Here is a 13,860-nt window from a genome sequence, read left to right as displayed (position 1 = left end):
CCTAGCCTGGGACGATGCTGCCGACACCGCCCCGCCGCGTCCTCCCCGTGCGACACGAGGTCGAGGGCGTCACGCTGCGGACGGTCGACACCGGTCCGGCCGGGGCGGGCGCGGTGTTCGTCCTGATCCACGGGATCGGGATGTCGCACCACACCTTCTCGCCGCTCGCCGCCCGCCTGAAGCGGCACGGCCGCGTGATCGGCGTCGACCTCGCCGGCTTCGGCGCGAACGCGCGCCCGCGGCGGAGGGTCGGCCTCGAGGACCACGCGCGGCAGGTCGAGCAGGTCCTCCGCGGACTGGGCGTCTCGCGCGCGGTCGTCGTCGGGCACTCGATGGGGTCGCAGGTGGCGGTCGAGCTGGGGCTGCGCGCGCCCGGCCTGGTCGACGGCGCGGTGCTCATCGGGCCGGTGGTGGATCCGCAGCGGCCCGGAGCGGTCCGCCAGGGGCTCGCGCTGCTGCGGGACTGCCTCGGCGAGCCGGTGGGCGTCGACGCGATCCTGCTGGCCGACTACCTGCGCGGCGGCCTGCGCTGGTACCTGCGCCAGCTGCCCGAGATGCTGCGGCATCCGGTGCAGGAGCGCCTCGCCCGGCTGGAGGTGCCGGTCCTCGTCGCCCGCGGCCGCGACGATCCGATCGCCACCCGCGACTGGTGCGAGCGGCTCACGGCCCATGCGCGCGCGGGGCGGCTCGTCGAATTCGCCGGCTCGCGCCACGTCGTCCCCCGCACCGACCCCGGAGCGCTCGCCCGCGAGATCCTCCGCTTCGCCGCTGCTCTCGGCGAGAGGCCCGCCGCCCCGCTCCCCCTCCGGTCGGAGCCGGCCGCATGAGCCGGCTCCGACGCCTGGTCCGCGACGCCGTCTGGTGGATCCGCGACTACGCCTACGCCGTCGCCTGGCAGGTGCGCGGCGTCCTCTCGCGCCGTGCCCCGGACGACTACCTCGACGGCGACCGGCGGCCCGTCGTGGTCCTCCCGGGGATCTGGGAGACCTGGTCCTTCCTCCGCCCGATCATCGATCCGCTGCACGAGCGCGGGCACCCTCTCCACGTGCTGACGAGCCTCGGCCGCAACGGCCGCCCGGTCGCCCGGACGGCCGAGGACGTGGCCGCCTACCTCGCCGAGCACGGGCTCCGCGACGTGGTGATCGTCGCCCACAGCAAGGGCGGACTGATCGGCAAGTACGTGATGACCGAGCTCGACCCGGACGGCCGGGTCGACCGGATGGTCGCCGTGGCGACCCCGTTCGGCGGCTCCCGCTACGCGCCCTACCTGGTCCTCCGGAGCCTGCGCGCCTTCTCGCCGCGCGACGCCACGACCCTGCTGCTGTCGAGCCGCTCCGGAGCGAACGCGCGGATCACGTCCGTGTTCGGCCTCTTCGATCCGCACATCCCCGAGGGCAGCATGCTCGAGGGCGCGGTCAACGTCCGGATCGAGACCGGCGGGCACTTCCGCATCCTGAGCGACCCCGAGACGCTCACCGCGGTCGTCACGGCGGTCTCGGCGGAGGAGCGCGCCGACGGAGAGGCGCCCTGACGACGGCGGAACCCCTGACGACTCCGCAGCAACCCGCGTCGCCGCGGCGGAACCCCCTGGCGCCTCCGGCCCGCGAGGCGGAGCGTGGAGCCATGCCCGTGAGCGGCGGCGATCACCGTGACCGCGGCGTCGACCTCAGTGCGCGACGTCGGCGACCGAGAACGCCACTCCCGGCGTGATCAGGATCGAGGTCTCGCGGGGCTCGCCCTCGCCCTGGTTCACCGTGATCCAGCGCGACGCAGAGCCGTCCAGGGCGCGGTCGATGCTCTCGCGCACCTCCGCGGCCGACGTCTCGCTCAGGCTGAACGGCGCTCCGCCGTAGATGATCTCGACGCGCTTCACAGCATGCTCTCCTCGCTCTGACGGGCGGTCCCGTGGGGCTCCTCGCTGATCCGCAGCCCGTGCGCCGTGTGCGAGTCGGCGAGCAGCTGTCGGATCCAGTCCGGGTTGATGTTCGGGGCACGGCCGCCGTGGTACTTGAAGCGCAACGGGATGGCGGGGTGCAGCCAGATCGAGGTGCGTCCGTCGCCGACCGCCTGCGAGTCCTTCCACGAGAAGTAGAAGGACTCGTTGCGCGCGAGCTTCGAGCCGATCACGATCTGCAGGTGCGCCAGCAGACGGTCGTCGAAGTCGGCCTCGAGGGTCGAGTCGTAGATCAGTCGCCCCATCAGGCGGTTCTCCGTTCGGGAAGTCGCCCGTCCGCGAAGGATCGGGCGGAGTCGTGAGTGTCGATCCTACCGGCGCCCCGGACGCTCACCAGGAGTCGTCCTCGCCGTGGAAGTGCGGGATCTCGGTGTCGACGGCGGAGAGGGGCCCGGCGCCGCCGTCCTCCTCGGCCACGGGGTGCGAGACGCCCAGGCGGGCCGTCTCGCGGGTGAAGCGCTCGACGAGCTCCTCGTCGAGCAGCTCCTCGGCTCCGTCGTCCTCGGACTCCGAGAACAGCTGGCTCGCCGGTCCGATCAGCAGCGCCGCCCGTCCGGGCCGGCCGGACTCCTGGCGGATCGGGATGTCGACCGTGATCGACCCCTTGGTGAGCGCCAGCGCCTCCGCGTAGGCCAGCAGCGACCGCGCGATGGCGGTACCCGTCAGCACGGAGCTGCCGGCGTAGTGGATGCGTTCCATGCCTTCTTCCTACTCCTCGGGCGGCCGCCCGGTCAGCGGTTGCGCGGTCGAGGGAGGGAGCGCTAGCGCCGCGTCGATCCGGCGGTCGAGCGCGTCGCGGACGGCCGGCCACTCGGCCGCGAGGATCGAGTGGACGGCCGTGTCGCGCCACGAGCCGTCGGCCCGCCGCTGGTCGTGGCGGAGCACCCCCTCGAACACGGCGCCGAGACGGAGGATCGCGGCCCGCGAGCGCGCGTTCACCGCATCCGCCTGGAGCTTCACCCGCTCGTAGCCGCTGTCGAAGGCGAGCCCGAGCACCAGCCGCTTCGCCTCCGGGTTCACGACGGTGCCCCACGTCTCGGGCGCGTAGGCCGTCCAGCCGAGGTGGGCCGCCTCGCGCGTCTCGTCGAAGTCGGCCAGCGAGGTCGTGCCGACGACGCGCCCCTCCTGCAGCACAGCGAACGGCAGGCCCGTGCCCCAGGGGTAGTAGCGGTCGACGAAGGCGCGGAACTCCTCCGGGGTGCCGGGGAGGCCGGAGGGTCCTCCTCCGTAGCCGCCGGCGAACACCTCCGGACGCCCGATCGCCCGCCCGAGCGGCTCGACGTGCTCGGCGGCGAGCGGCTCGAGGACGATCGAGCGGCCGACGAGCGTGACGGGACCGGGGCGGCGGGGACTGCTCATGCGATCAGTGTGGGGCACCGTGCCAGCATGGCTCCATGAGCACCGCCGCGCTGTTCGAGTCCGCCGCCGCCGCCCTCGTCGGCCTGCTCGCGCAGGTGCGGGACGATCAGTGGGAGCAGCCGGGGCTCGGCGTCTGGGACGTCCGCGGCCTCGCGGGCCACGCGTCGCGGGCGGTGCTGACGGTCGAGGCGTACCTCCTCGCTCCGGAGCCGCCCGAGCCGACCATCGAGGATGCTCTCGACTACTACGCCGCGCTGGCCGGGAACGTCGCCGACCCCGCGGCGGTGGCGCGGCGCGGGGTCGAGGCGGGGCTGCTGCTCGGCGACAGGCCGGCTCGGGCACTGGCGGAGGCGGCGGGCCGCGCGGTCGAGCTGATCGCCGCTCAGCGTCCCGGCCGCCTCGTCGCAGTGGGCGGCCACGGGATCGAACTGGACGAGTACCTCCGGACCCGGCTGCTCGAGCTGGTCGTGCACACGCTCGACCTCTCGCGCGCCACCGGGATCCCGCACGTGCTGCCCGGCGAGGCCGTCGAGGCGTGCTGCGCGCTGACCGGCGGGCTGGCCGCTCGAGCGGGACGCGGCGAGGAGCTCCTGCTCGCGCTGAGCGGGCGGGAGCCCCTCGCCGCGGGGTTCTCGGTGGTGTGAGGGCGCCGGCCCCCGGCCGCGGGTTCGGCGCGGCGCCGGCCGTCAGGCCACCGCGAGAGCGGCGACCGGCGACACCTTCGTGGCGCGGCGGGCGGGCAGCACGGCCGAGACGACCGTGATCACGACGCCGACCACGAGCACCGCCACCAGGATCGGCACCGGGACGGTCGGCGGGATCAGTCCGATGCCCGGCAGCGAGCCGAACACCGAGATCGCGCCGCACCAGCCGTACACGACGCCGAGCACGATGCCGAGGACAGCGGCAGCGATGATCATCTGCGCCGCCTCGAGCACCACCATCGACCGCACCTGCGAGCCGGTGAAGCCGAGCGCGCGGAGCAGGCCCAGCTCGCGCCGGCGCTGCAGCACGCTGAGCGACAGCGTGTTGACCATGCCGACGGCGGCCAGGACGACCGAGAAGCCGAGCAGGACGCTCATCACCGCGGTGCTCACCTGGATGAACTGCTCGAACGCCGCGATCACCTCGGGGTTCGTCTCACCCGAGCGCTCCATGATCGTGCCGAAGGTGGCGGCGGCGACCGCGAACATCGTGACCAGCGACACTCCGATGACCAGTCCGATGACGGCGCGGGCACTGCGCGCCGGATTGCGGACGGCGTTGGCGGACGCCAGGCGGGCGACGGGGCCCCGGCCGAAGGCGCGGCCCACGAGGGCCGTGAGCGGAGGGAGCAGGACGGGCGCCCCGAGGATCACGCCGGTGAAGGACGCCATGCCTCCGACCAGCCCGAGGAGGACGCCGCCGGGGTTGGCGAGCCCGAACACCACGCCGCCGGCGAGCAGCAGCGCGCCGACCACGACGAAGACGATCGCCGTGACGTTGCGGGCGGTGCGGCCGCGCAACTCCTCGTAGCGGGGCTCGGCGGACGATCCGGCGGCCTGCGACGGCGCGACCGCGAGCACGCGGCGCGATCCGGACCACGAGGCGATGACCGTCGAGGCGACCACGGCGATCAGCGGCAGCACGAGGCCGGGCGAGACGAGCGGGTAGTCGAAGCGGGGCAGGGTGCCGCTCCGGATGGCGAGCTCCGCGGCGAGCGCCACGAGAGCGACGCCGGCGACCAGGCCGATCGCCGCTCCGAGGAGCCCCTGCAGGAGGCCCGTGCGGACGATCCCGCTGCGCAGCGACCGGCCGGAGGCGCCGAGCAGGCGCAGCAGGGCGATCTCGCGGGTGCGCCCGGCGACGACGGTCGAGACCGCGTTCGCCGTGACGATCCCGCCCACGAACACCGCGATGCCGAAGAAGACGGCGCCGACCATCCCGAGCATGAGGGCGACCTGGCCGATGCCGTCGATGCCCGCTGCCGCGAAGGCCGCGACCATGTCGGCGATGACCTGCACCAGCACGGCGCCGAACGCCGCGGCGAGTGCGGCGACGGTGACGATGGCGCCCCCGCCCTGGCTCGAGCCCGTGCGCACGCCGCTCACGCCGCGCCCTCCATCGTGAGCATCGCGCGCGAGATCTCCTCGGCGCTCATCCCGCGGCGGTCGTCGACGACGGCCCCGTCGCGGAGGAAGACGATGCGGTCGGCGTAGGCCGCCGCGATCGGGTCGTGGGTGACCATCGCGATCGACTGGCCGTACTCGCGGGTGGAGGCGCGGAGCAGGCTGAGGACCTCGCGACCGGTACGGGAGTCCAGGTTGCCGGTGGGCTCGTCGGCGAAGATCAGCTGCGGCCGGGTGGCGAGGGCGCGGGCGATCGCCACACGCTGCTGCTGCCCGCCCGAGAGCTCGTGGGGCCGGTGCGTGAGACGCTCGCGGAGCCCGAGGGACTCGATCAGCCGGGCGATCCACTGCTCCTCGTCGCCGGTCACGGAGCGGCCGTCGAGCTCGAACGGGAGGCGGATGTTGCCGCGCACGTCGAGCGTGGGGACGAGGTTGAAGGCCTGGAAGACGAAGCCGACGCTGCGGCGGCGGAGCACGGTCAGCTCGGCGTCGCTCATCGAGGTGATCTCGGCGTCCCCGAGGAACACGCGGCCGGAGGAGGCGGTGTCGAGGCCTGCGAGGACGTGCATGAGCGTCGACTTACCGGATCCGCTGGGGCCCATCACCGCGGTGAACTCGCCCCGCTCGATCGAGAGGGTGACGTCGTCGAGGGCGACGACGGGCGGCGTGCTGCCGTAGAGCTTGCGCACGCCCTCGACGCGCGCCACGACGGAGGAGGTCTGGTTCTGCATGTCCTCGACGCTACGGAGGCACCCGTGTCGCCGGCGTCGTCCGCAGTGGCTCGCGGCGTCATCCCTCCGGCGGACCCGCAGTGGTCCTGCGGGGTCAGCGGGGCCGGAGCCCCGCCCGGCGGAGGGCGAGGGCCGCCAGCGCGGCGGTGACGGCGGGGTCGCCGGTCCGCCAGCCCGCGGCGGCCTCCGGGTGCGCGGCGAGGATGTCGCGGGGGGACGCCTGGGTGAGCGCGCGCAGGGCCAGCAGCTCGGTTCCGCCGCCCGTCGAGCCGAGGGCGCGCAGCTCGGCGGTCCGGCGGGCGAAGCGGAGCCGGGGCCGGAGCCAGAGCACGGCCAGGAGCAGGAGCGGGAGGCCCCCGACGGCGAGCCCGGCGACCACGGCCAGGGCGCTCGCGAGCTGCTGCTGGTCGCGTCCGGCGGCGGCCAGCACGGAGCCGGCCCCGCTCGCCTCGTCGAACGGGGCGCGCACGGCGTCGCCGAGCAGGGGGATGCCGCCGAGGGTGGTCCCGGCGTCGCTCATGGTCGAGCCGAAGCCGCTGCCGGCGCTCTCGAGCCGACGGCCGATCTCGGCCAGGCCGGCGATCAGCGTGCCGACCGCGATCCCCGCGGCGATCGCCACGACGGCTACGCCGAGAGCGAGGGCGTCGGCCAGGATCTGCCGCGCGCGGACGGCCGGGAGGTCGGCGTAGATCTGCATGGGCCGATTATCCGGCGCGCTCGGCAGCGGTCGTGTTCACATCTCAGGAGGAATTCGTTCGGACCCGCCCCGATCCGCATGAATCCCTCGGCCCGAGGGCGTTCGTCCTGAGTTGTGAACACGATCGCCGGTCGTCGAGGCTTGCGACGTCCCTCCACAGTCGAATCGGATGGCCCGGTCGTCCCGGCACGGGCAGGAGGCCCTCCCCGAACGGCGGTCGGGCGCCAGGCTCGCCGTGTGGATCTCGATCGCCTGCTGTCCCTCCACGGCGGAGTCTCCTCGCGGCCGGTCCTGCTCGCCGCCGGCGCGACTGCTCGCGGCCTCACGGCAGCGGTCGCGGACGGCCGCTTGGTCCGTGGCCGGAGCGGCCGGTACGCCTCGCCGAACCTTCCTCCGGAGGCCCTCACCGCCTTCCGGCTCGGAGGCCGCCTCGCCGCGACCGATGCGGCTCGCTCCCACGGGCTCTGGGTTCTGCGCTCGCCTCGGCTGCACGTGCACGTCGGGCCGAACGCCGGTCGGCTCACCGTTCCCCGCGGCGTCCGCCTGCACTGGGACCCGGCCTGGCCCGACGACGAGCCGCTGCGGGTGTCCGTCCCGCACGCACTGCTGCAGCTGGGTCGCACCCTCGGCGACGAGGACCTGCTGGTCGCGCTCGAGTCGGCGCTCGAGAAGCGCCTCCTCGGGCCCGACGACCTCGCCGAGCTGCGGGCGGCCTGCCCGCAGCGGCTCCAGGCGCTCCTCGCGTTCGCCCGCGACGACTCGGGCAGCGGCGTCGAGACCCTGGCCCGGTGGCGCCTGCATTCGATCGGGGTCGAGTGCTCGACCCAGGTCCGGATCCCCGGGGTCGGGCGCGTCGATCTGCTGATCGGCTCGAGCCTGATCGTCGAGCTCGACGGCAGATCGACGCACGACTTCGAGAACGATCGCCGCCGCGATCTGTTCGCCACGGTCGACGGCTGCGTCACCCTCCGCTTCTCGGCGACCCAGGTGCTCACGCAGTGGACGGAGGTCGAGCGGGCGATCCTCGTGGCGATCGACCGCGGGCTGCACCGCCTCTAGTCGAGGAGGTCGTGCAGCACGACGACCTGCTCGCGCTCCGGCCCGACGCCGATCGCCGAGAACCGGGCGCCGCTCATCGCCTCGAGCGCGCGCACGTAGTCCTGCGCGGTCTGCGGCAGGTCCGAGAACTCGCGGCAGCCGGAGATGTCCTCCTGCCAGCTGGGGAACTCCTCGTAGATCGGCTTCGCGTGGTGGAAGTCGCTCTGCGAGACCGGGACCTCGTCGTGGCGCACGCCGTCGACGTCGTAGGCGACGCAGACGGGGATGGTCTCGAGGCCCGAGAGCACGTCGAGCTTGGTGAGGACGAAGTCGGTGACCCCGTTGATCCGCGCCGAGTAGCGGGCGATCGGGGCGTCGTACCAGCCGCAGCGGCGCGGGCGGCCGGTCGTGGTGCCGAACTCGAAGCCCTGCCGGCGGAGGTACTCGCCCCACTCGTCGAAGAGCTCGGTCGGGAACGGGCCGGCCCCGACGCGGGTCGTGTACGCCTTGATGACCGCGATGACGCGGTCGATGCGGTTCGGCGCGACTCCGGAGCCGGTGGCCGCTCCTCCCGAGGTCGCGTTGGAGGAGGTGACGAACGGATAGGTGCCGTGGTCGACGTCGAGCATCGTGGCCTGGCCGGCCTCGAACAGCACCGTCCTGCCGGCGTCGAGCGCCTGCGAGAGGATCAGCGACGTGTCGGCGACCATCGGGCGGAGGCGCTCGGTGTACTGCAGCAGGTCCTCCAGCACCTGCTCGACCAGGATCGCGCGGCGGTTGTAGACCTTCACCAGCAGGTGGTTCTTCTGGTCGAGGGCGCCCTCGACCTTCTGGCGGAGGATGTTCTCGTCGAAGAGGTCCTGGATGCGGATGCCGACGCGGTTGATCTTGTCGGCATACGCCGGGCCGATGCCGCGGCCGGTGGTGCCGATCTGGCGCTTGCCGAGAAAGCGCTCCGTCACCTTGTCGAGGGTGCGGTGGTAGCTGGTGATGACGTGTGCGTTGGCGCTGACGAGCAGCTTCGACACGTCGACCCCGCGCGCGCTCAGCGCCTCGAGCTCGTGGAACAGCACCTCGATGTCGACGACGACGCCGTTCGCGATGACCGGGACGACGCCCGGGGTGAGGATGCCGGAGGGGAGCAGGTGCAGGGCGTACTTCTCGTCGCCCACCACGACCGTGTGCCCGGCGTTGTTGCCGCCGTTGAACTTCACGACGTAGTCGACGCGGCTGCCGAGGAGGTCGGTGGCGCGTCCCTTGCCCTCGTCGCCCCACTGGGCGCCGGTGATGACGATTGCTGGCATGGCGTGTCCTTCTCGACGGGAGGGGCGGGGGTGGGCGGGTGCGGCGCGGCAGTCGTGCCGCCTCCGCGCGACCAGCCGCTCGATTCTAGCGGAGGGGCCGGAGGACGGCTCCTGCGCTCGGGGTCGGCACCGCGGACTCCCCCGGCTCCGGACCGGCGCCGCCGACGCATCGCCGAGCAATGCTCTCGATCCCGTCATGCGCAGTTCACACGCGGCGCATAGATTCGAGGACGTTCACACTCCACTCATCACGCGAACAGGACCACGATGCGCAGACTCCGCGCCGCAAGCCTCCTCGCCGTCGTCGCACTCGGAGCCGCCACCGCCGCTCCGATCGCCTCGGCCGCCCCTCTCGACGACGGCGTCGAGCTCACCCTGGTGTCGACGACCGACACGCACGGGCACGTCTACGACTGGGACTACTTCGCGAACGCGCCGTACCCGGCCGACGGTGCGCTCGGCCTCACCCGCGTCGCGACCGAGGTCGACCGCCTCCGCGCCGAGAAGGGCGAGGAGTCCGTGCTCGTCATGGACAACGGCGACGCGATCCAGGGCACGCCGCTCACCTACTACTACGGCCTCGGCGACGGCGCCGCGGGCGTCCTCTCCGGCGAGACGACGCACCCGATGGCCACCGCGTTCAACACCATCGGCTACGACGCGCAGGTCGTCGGCAACCACGAGTACAACTACGGGCTCGACATGCTCAGCGCGTACGAGGGCGACCTGAACGCCCCGCTGCTGGGCGCGAACGTCGTCGACGTCGCCACCGGCAAGCCGTACCACGACCCCTACACGCTGATCGAGCGCGAGATCGACGGGAAGACGGTCACCGTCGGCGTCCTCGGCCTCGTCACCCCCGGCGTCCGCGTCTGGGACAAGCAGTACGTCGACGGCGTCCTCGAGTTCCAGGACATGGTCGCCGCCGCGAAGCAGTGGGTCCCGATCGTGCAGGAGCAGGCGGACGTGGTCGTCGTCCTCGCGCACACCGGCCAGGGCACGGTGCCGGACGCCGAGTACGACGCCGCCGACCTCAACGAGGACGTCGTCAACAACATCGCGACGCAGGTCCCCGGGATCGACGTGGTCGTCGCCGGCCACAGCCACAAGGACCTGCCGCAGACGCTGTTCACCAACGTCGCCGGCGAGCAGGTGCTCGTCACCCAGCCGAAGTTCTGGGCGCAGGGCCTCACCGAGGTCACCCTGAACCTGGTGCCGGACGCCGCGGGCGGCCTCGAGGTCGACTGGTCGGCCGGGAACGCGCCCGTCACGCAGCCCGTCTACGCGAAGGACATCGCCGAGGAGTCGCCCGCACTGGTCGACGCCCTCGCCGAGCAGCACGCCGCCACGATCGAGTACGTGAACACCCCCGTCGCCGACTCGGTCGAGGAGCTCTCGGCCGCGACCTCGCGCTACGAGGACACCCCGATCATCGACTTCATCAACACCGTCCAGGCCGAGACCGTCGAGACGGCGCTCGAGGGCACCGAGTGGGCGGACCTGCCGGTGATCTCGCAGGCGTCGCCGTTCTCGCGCACCGCCGTCTTCCCGAAGGGACAGGTCAGCATCCGCGACATCGCGGGCTTGTACATCTACGAGAACACCCTCCGCGGAGTGGAGCTGACCGGAGCCGAGGTGCGCGACTACCTCGAGTTCTCGGCCCGCTACTTCGTGCAGACCGCCGAGGGCGCCGTGTTCGACCCCGAGACCGGCACCAACGCGACGACCGAGGACCGCCCCGACGGCATCCCGGACTACAACTACGACGCGATCTCGGGCCTGGACTACGTGATCGACGTCTCCCAGCCCGCTGGCTCGCGGATCCGCGGTCTCGCCCACGCCGACGGCACCCCCGTCGCCGACGACGAGCGCTTCGTGATGGCGGTCAACAACTACCGCCAGAGCGGCGGAGGCGCCTACCCGGCCGTCGCGCAGGCACCGCTCGTCTACGACGAGCGTCTCGAGATCCGCCAGCTCCTCATCGACTGGTCGACCGCCCGCGGCGTGATCGACCAGGCCGACTTCTACGACCCCAACTGGTCGCTGACGACGGAGCCCGCCGCCGAGGTCCCGGTCACCCCGGCGCCGACCGAGCCCGGCACCCCGACGGAGCAGCCCACCACCGCTCCGTCACCGCATCCCACCACCACGGCGGCCCCCGTCGCGGGAGGCTCCGGCCCGGGCTCGCTCGCGAACACCGGCGCCGACGCGGCCGGCCTGATCGGCGGAGCCCTCGTGCTGCTGCTGTCGGGTCTCGCGCTGGTCGTCGCGCGACGCCGCCTCGCGGCCTAGCCGAGCAGGGCACGGGCGGCGGTCGGCGGGGTCTCCCGCCGGCCGCCGTTCGCCGTTCCGGAGGATCGCGGGACGATCGGGCCGCGGACCGGCGGCTCAGTCCCCGCGGCGTCGCGACCGGCGGGCCCGCCAGGCCGAGAACGCCCCGGTGGACCAGAGCGCCCAGATCACCAGCAGGGGCTGGAAGACGAGCCGCACCGCGCGCGCCGCGTCCGTCTCGAGGCCGAACGCCGGCGTCCGCGTCACCAGCTGCGAGATGTTCCCCGGGAAGACCGCGACGAAGAACGCGGCCACTACGACTCCCACGATCACCCGCCACCGCACGAGCACGACGAGCGCGAGCCCGAGCGCGATCTCGACGACGCCCGACGCGACGACCACCAGGTCCGGGTCGGCCGGCAGCCACGGCGGGACCTGCGCCTGGAAGGCCTGACGCGCGACCGTCAGGTGCGCCGTGCCGGCCGTGACGAGCAGCAGGCCCAGGAGGATGCGGGCGAGAGTGCGCGGGAGGGAGCGGCGTCCTCCGTCGTGCGCTGTGGCGGCGGTCATGCCCCCAGTCTGCGCTCGGAGCCCGCTCGCGCCGACCGCGCGCGCGTTCCGGCGGCGCCCCGTATCCTCGTTACCGCCCCGTCCGCAGACCGTGAAACGAGTTCCATGAGCACCCTGCCCCGCCTGATGGCCTTCGACCTCGACGACACCCTCGCCGCCTCGAAGTCCCCCGTCGACCCGGCGATGGCCGACCTCTTCGTGAAGCTGCTCCAGGCCACCGAGGTGTGCATCATCTCGGGCGGCCAGATCGGCCAGTTCCGGATGCAGGTGCTCGACCGCCTCGAGGGCGCCGACCCCGAGGTCCTCGCGAAGCTGCACCTCATGCCCACCTGCGGCACGCAGTACTACCGGTACGAGAACGGCGACTGGGCGCAGATCTACGCCGAGAACCTCACCGAGGACGAGAAGTCGCGCGCGCTCGCCGCCGTCGAGGAGAAGGCGAAGGAGCTCGGCTACTGGGAGTCCGAGACCTGGGGCCCGATCCTCGAGGACCGCGACTCGCAGATCACCTTCTCGGCCCTCGGCCAGTCCGCGCCCGTCGAGGTCAAGCAGGCCTGGGACCCGGACGGCGAGAAGAAGAACACCCTCCGCGAGGCCGTGCAGGCCGTGCTCCCCGACCTCGAGGTCCGCTCCGGCGGCTCGACGTCGGTCGACATCACCCGCAAGGGCATCGACAAGGCGTACGGGATGAACAAGCTCACCGAGCTGACGGGCATCCCTCTCGACGACATGATCTTCGTCGGCGACCGCCTCGACCCGGACGGCAACGACTACCCCGTCAAGGCGATGGGCGTCGAGTGCTTCGCCGTCGAGGGCTGGCACGACACCGCCGCGTACCTCCGCTCCTACGGCCTGTAGCCGCTCCGCGCGCGAGACGTTCCGGGATCCCCTGCTGCGGCGGGGGATTCCGTGCATCCAGGGGTCGTCGCAGGCCTCGGGCGGTGGACGTCGTGGGCGGTGCGCGTCCAGCTGCCGTCAGGCGTCGGCGCCCCCTCGCGGGTCCTGTGCACCCGCGCGTCCAGGCGCTGCGCAGGCGGGCACCGTCAGGCGTCCGGTGCTCCGTCGGGGCCTCGGGCGCAGCGCGTCCGGGCTCAGCCGGTTCGGGGGTCTGCGCGTGCGGGCCCTGCGCGTCCCGGCCGCTGTCAGACGTCCTCGTTCAACGATCCGGACGCCGTGCCGTCGAGGGCGAGGCGGAGCCGTTTCGGCAGGTTCGCGACCACGATCGCGTGCGACTCCTCGATGAGCTCGAGCACCAGCTCGGGCTCGACGGTCCCGCCGGCGTCGACGGTCACCCAGTGCTTCTTGTTCAGGTGGTAGCCGGGCTCGATCCCGTCGACCCCCGCGACCAGGTGCACCACGTTCTCGGGCAGCGCCTTCACACTCACGACCGGCCGCCCGAACCGCTCCGACTCGAGCGCGAACACCTTCCCCGCGACCTTCCACACCCGGATCCCCTCCCCGAACGGGAACCCCGCCTCCGCTCCCGGAAGCCCCTCGAGAAGCCGCTCCACCACCCCGCCGTCCATCCCCCCATCCTGCCGCAGCCCTCACGCGCCGCCTCGATCACCCGCCACCCGAGGCCGGCCTCGCGCCGAACGCACGTCCCACGTCCAGGGCCCGAAGCGGCTCGCGCCGAAGGCGCGGCCCGACCCTCCAGCACCCGCACCACGCTCGTGCCGCAACCACGGCCCGACTCCTCCACCCCGACCCGGCTCGTGCCGCAGGCACTGCCCCCGTACTCCCCCCGACCAGGCTCGTGCCGCAGGCACGGCCCCCCGCACTCCCGCGCGAGCAGGCTCGTGCCGCAGGCACGGCCCCCCGCTCAAGC

At 73.1% G+C, this 13,860-nt stretch carries 16 protein-coding genes; 6 read left to right on the top strand and 10 right to left on the bottom strand.

Annotated elements, in window-relative coordinates; translation table 11 throughout:
- Positions 1 to 14 precede the first annotated feature (14 nt).
- Together C5C59_RS14510 and C5C59_RS14505 are read left to right on the top strand one after the other, a co-directional pair.
- On the top strand, positions 15 to 827 hold the full coding sequence (locus C5C59_RS14510) for an alpha/beta fold hydrolase (protein WP_104239325.1): 813 nt from the start codon (positions 15 to 17) through the stop codon (positions 825 to 827).
- The gene (locus C5C59_RS14505) at positions 824 to 1,531 is read left to right on the top strand and encodes a triacylglycerol lipase (RefSeq protein ID WP_104239324.1); all 708 of its coding nucleotides are present in this window, start codon (positions 824 to 826) and stop codon (positions 1,529 to 1,531) included. The genes C5C59_RS14510 and C5C59_RS14505 overlap by 4 nt, the downstream gene beginning before the upstream one ends.
- Before the next feature lie 135 nt (positions 1,532 to 1,666).
- Here C5C59_RS14505 and C5C59_RS14500 read toward each other — a convergent pair whose 3' ends face one another.
- From C5C59_RS14500 to C5C59_RS14485, 4 genes are all read right to left on the bottom strand, one after another.
- Entirely contained in the window at positions 1,667 to 1,873 is a 207-nt protein-coding gene (locus tag C5C59_RS14500) for a hypothetical protein (RefSeq protein ID WP_104222775.1), read from the bottom strand.
- Positions 1,870 to 2,199, bottom strand: a complete 330-nt coding sequence (locus tag C5C59_RS14495) for an ATP-dependent DNA ligase (protein WP_104222776.1) — start codon at positions 2,197 to 2,199, stop codon at positions 1,870 to 1,872. The genes C5C59_RS14500 and C5C59_RS14495 overlap by 4 nt, the downstream gene beginning before the upstream one ends.
- Positions 2,200 to 2,284: 85 nt before the next feature.
- Complete coding sequence (locus C5C59_RS14490) at positions 2,285 to 2,653, bottom strand: hypothetical protein (protein WP_104222777.1); 369 nt, start codon at positions 2,651 to 2,653, stop codon at positions 2,285 to 2,287.
- A 9-nt stretch (positions 2,654 to 2,662) separates the two neighbouring features.
- On the bottom strand, positions 2,663 to 3,313 hold the full coding sequence (locus C5C59_RS14485; protein ID WP_104239323.1) for a GNAT family N-acetyltransferase: 651 nt from the start codon (positions 3,311 to 3,313) through the stop codon (positions 2,663 to 2,665).
- A gap of 35 nt (positions 3,314 to 3,348) precedes the next feature.
- Here C5C59_RS14485 and C5C59_RS14480 point away from each other — a divergent pair, with 35 nt between their 5' ends.
- Entirely contained in the window at positions 3,349 to 3,957 is a 609-nt protein-coding gene (locus tag C5C59_RS14480) for a maleylpyruvate isomerase N-terminal domain-containing protein (protein WP_104239322.1), read from the top strand.
- A gap of 42 nt (positions 3,958 to 3,999) precedes the next feature.
- Here the strand turns inward: C5C59_RS14480 and C5C59_RS14475 are convergent, their stop codons facing one another.
- From C5C59_RS14475 to C5C59_RS14465, 3 genes are all read right to left on the bottom strand, one after another.
- Positions 4,000 to 5,403: an FtsX-like permease family protein gene (locus C5C59_RS14475; protein ID WP_104239321.1), complete on the bottom strand. Its 1,404-nt coding sequence runs from the start codon at positions 5,401 to 5,403 to the stop codon at positions 4,000 to 4,002.
- Positions 5,400 to 6,152, bottom strand: coding sequence for an ABC transporter ATP-binding protein (locus tag C5C59_RS14470; RefSeq protein ID WP_104222781.1), 753 nt, complete (start codon positions 6,150 to 6,152; stop codon positions 5,400 to 5,402). Before C5C59_RS14470 ends, C5C59_RS14475 begins: the two co-directional genes overlap by 4 nt.
- Positions 6,153 to 6,246: 94 nt before the next feature.
- Entirely contained in the window at positions 6,247 to 6,849 is a 603-nt protein-coding gene (locus C5C59_RS14465; RefSeq protein ID WP_104239320.1) for a hypothetical protein, read from the bottom strand.
- Positions 6,850 to 7,086: 237 nt separating this feature from the next.
- Between C5C59_RS14465 and C5C59_RS14460 the strand changes: the two genes are divergently transcribed.
- Positions 7,087 to 7,908 carry a DUF559 domain-containing protein gene (locus tag C5C59_RS14460; protein WP_104239319.1) on the top strand — a complete coding sequence of 274 codons (822 nt, stop codon included), beginning with the start codon at positions 7,087 to 7,089 and terminating at the stop codon, positions 7,906 to 7,908.
- Here C5C59_RS14460 and C5C59_RS14455 read toward each other — a convergent pair.
- Entirely contained in the window at positions 7,905 to 9,191 is a 1,287-nt protein-coding gene (locus C5C59_RS14455) for an adenylosuccinate synthase (protein WP_104239318.1), read from the bottom strand. The two genes, C5C59_RS14460 and C5C59_RS14455, sit on opposite strands and share 4 nt — an antisense overlap.
- A 267-nt stretch (positions 9,192 to 9,458) precedes the next feature.
- On the opposite strand from C5C59_RS14455, the gene C5C59_RS14450 reads away from it, so the two are divergent.
- The gene (locus C5C59_RS14450) at positions 9,459 to 11,483 is read left to right on the top strand and encodes a bifunctional UDP-sugar hydrolase/5'-nucleotidase (RefSeq protein ID WP_104239679.1); all 2,025 of its coding nucleotides are present in this window, start codon (positions 9,459 to 9,461) and stop codon (positions 11,481 to 11,483) included.
- Positions 11,484 to 11,579: 96 nt separating this feature from the next.
- Here C5C59_RS14450 and C5C59_RS14445 read toward each other — a convergent pair whose 3' ends face one another.
- On the bottom strand, positions 11,580 to 12,032 hold the full coding sequence (locus tag C5C59_RS14445; protein ID WP_104239678.1) for a DoxX family membrane protein: 453 nt from the start codon (positions 12,030 to 12,032) through the stop codon (positions 11,580 to 11,582).
- Between the two features lie 105 nt (positions 12,033 to 12,137).
- Between C5C59_RS14445 and C5C59_RS14440 the strand changes: the two genes are divergently transcribed.
- The gene (locus C5C59_RS14440) at positions 12,138 to 12,890 is read left to right on the top strand and encodes an HAD-IIB family hydrolase (RefSeq protein ID WP_104222786.1); all 753 of its coding nucleotides are present in this window, start codon (positions 12,138 to 12,140) and stop codon (positions 12,888 to 12,890) included.
- A 284-nt stretch (positions 12,891 to 13,174) separates the two neighbouring features.
- Here the strand turns inward: C5C59_RS14440 and C5C59_RS14435 are convergent, their stop codons facing one another.
- Complete coding sequence (locus tag C5C59_RS14435; protein WP_104239677.1) at positions 13,175 to 13,558, bottom strand: MmcQ/YjbR family DNA-binding protein; 384 nt, start codon at positions 13,556 to 13,558, stop codon at positions 13,175 to 13,177.
- Positions 13,559 to 13,860: the final 302 nt, after the last annotated feature.

The organism is Rathayibacter sp. AY1F4, from assembly GCF_002931775.1.
Lineage (GTDB): Bacteria > Actinomycetota > Actinomycetes > Actinomycetales > Microbacteriaceae > Rathayibacter.
The sequence above is the reverse complement of the archived record's forward strand: the minus strand, read 5'-3'. Positions and strand labels throughout refer to the sequence as shown.

Bases quoted from the DNA above. Each gene is read 5' to 3' on its own strand.
- C5C59_RS14450 (WP_104239679.1), top strand. From the start codon at position 9,459: ATGCGCAGACTCCGCGCCGCAAGCCTCCTCGCCGTCGTCGCACTCGGA.
- C5C59_RS14465 (WP_104239320.1), bottom strand. From the start codon at position 6,849: ATGCAGATCTACGCCGACCTCCCGGCCGTCCGCGCGCGGCAGATCCTG.
- C5C59_RS14470 (WP_104222781.1), bottom strand. From the start codon at position 6,152: ATGCAGAACCAGACCTCCTCCGTCGTGGCGCGCGTCGAGGGCGTGCGC.
- C5C59_RS14480 (WP_104239322.1), top strand. From the start codon at position 3,349: ATGAGCACCGCCGCGCTGTTCGAGTCCGCCGCCGCCGCCCTCGTCGGC.
- C5C59_RS14490 (WP_104222777.1), bottom strand. From the start codon at position 2,653: ATGGAACGCATCCACTACGCCGGCAGCTCCGTGCTGACGGGTACCGCC.
- C5C59_RS14505 (WP_104239324.1), top strand. From the start codon at position 824: ATGAGCCGGCTCCGACGCCTGGTCCGCGACGCCGTCTGGTGGATCCGC.
- C5C59_RS14455 (WP_104239318.1), bottom strand. From the start codon at position 9,191: ATGCCAGCAATCGTCATCACCGGCGCCCAGTGGGGCGACGAGGGCAAG.
- C5C59_RS14445 (WP_104239678.1), bottom strand. From the start codon at position 12,032: ATGACCGCCGCCACAGCGCACGACGGAGGACGCCGCTCCCTCCCGCGC.
- C5C59_RS14435 (WP_104239677.1), bottom strand. From the start codon at position 13,558: ATGGACGGCGGGGTGGTGGAGCGGCTTCTCGAGGGGCTTCCGGGAGCG.
- C5C59_RS14510 (WP_104239325.1), top strand. From the start codon at position 15: ATGCTGCCGACACCGCCCCGCCGCGTCCTCCCCGTGCGACACGAGGTC.
- C5C59_RS14495 (WP_104222776.1), bottom strand. From the start codon at position 2,199: ATGGGGCGACTGATCTACGACTCGACCCTCGAGGCCGACTTCGACGAC.
- C5C59_RS14485 (WP_104239323.1), bottom strand. From the start codon at position 3,313: ATGAGCAGTCCCCGCCGCCCCGGTCCCGTCACGCTCGTCGGCCGCTCG.
- C5C59_RS14440 (WP_104222786.1), top strand. From the start codon at position 12,138: ATGAGCACCCTGCCCCGCCTGATGGCCTTCGACCTCGACGACACCCTC.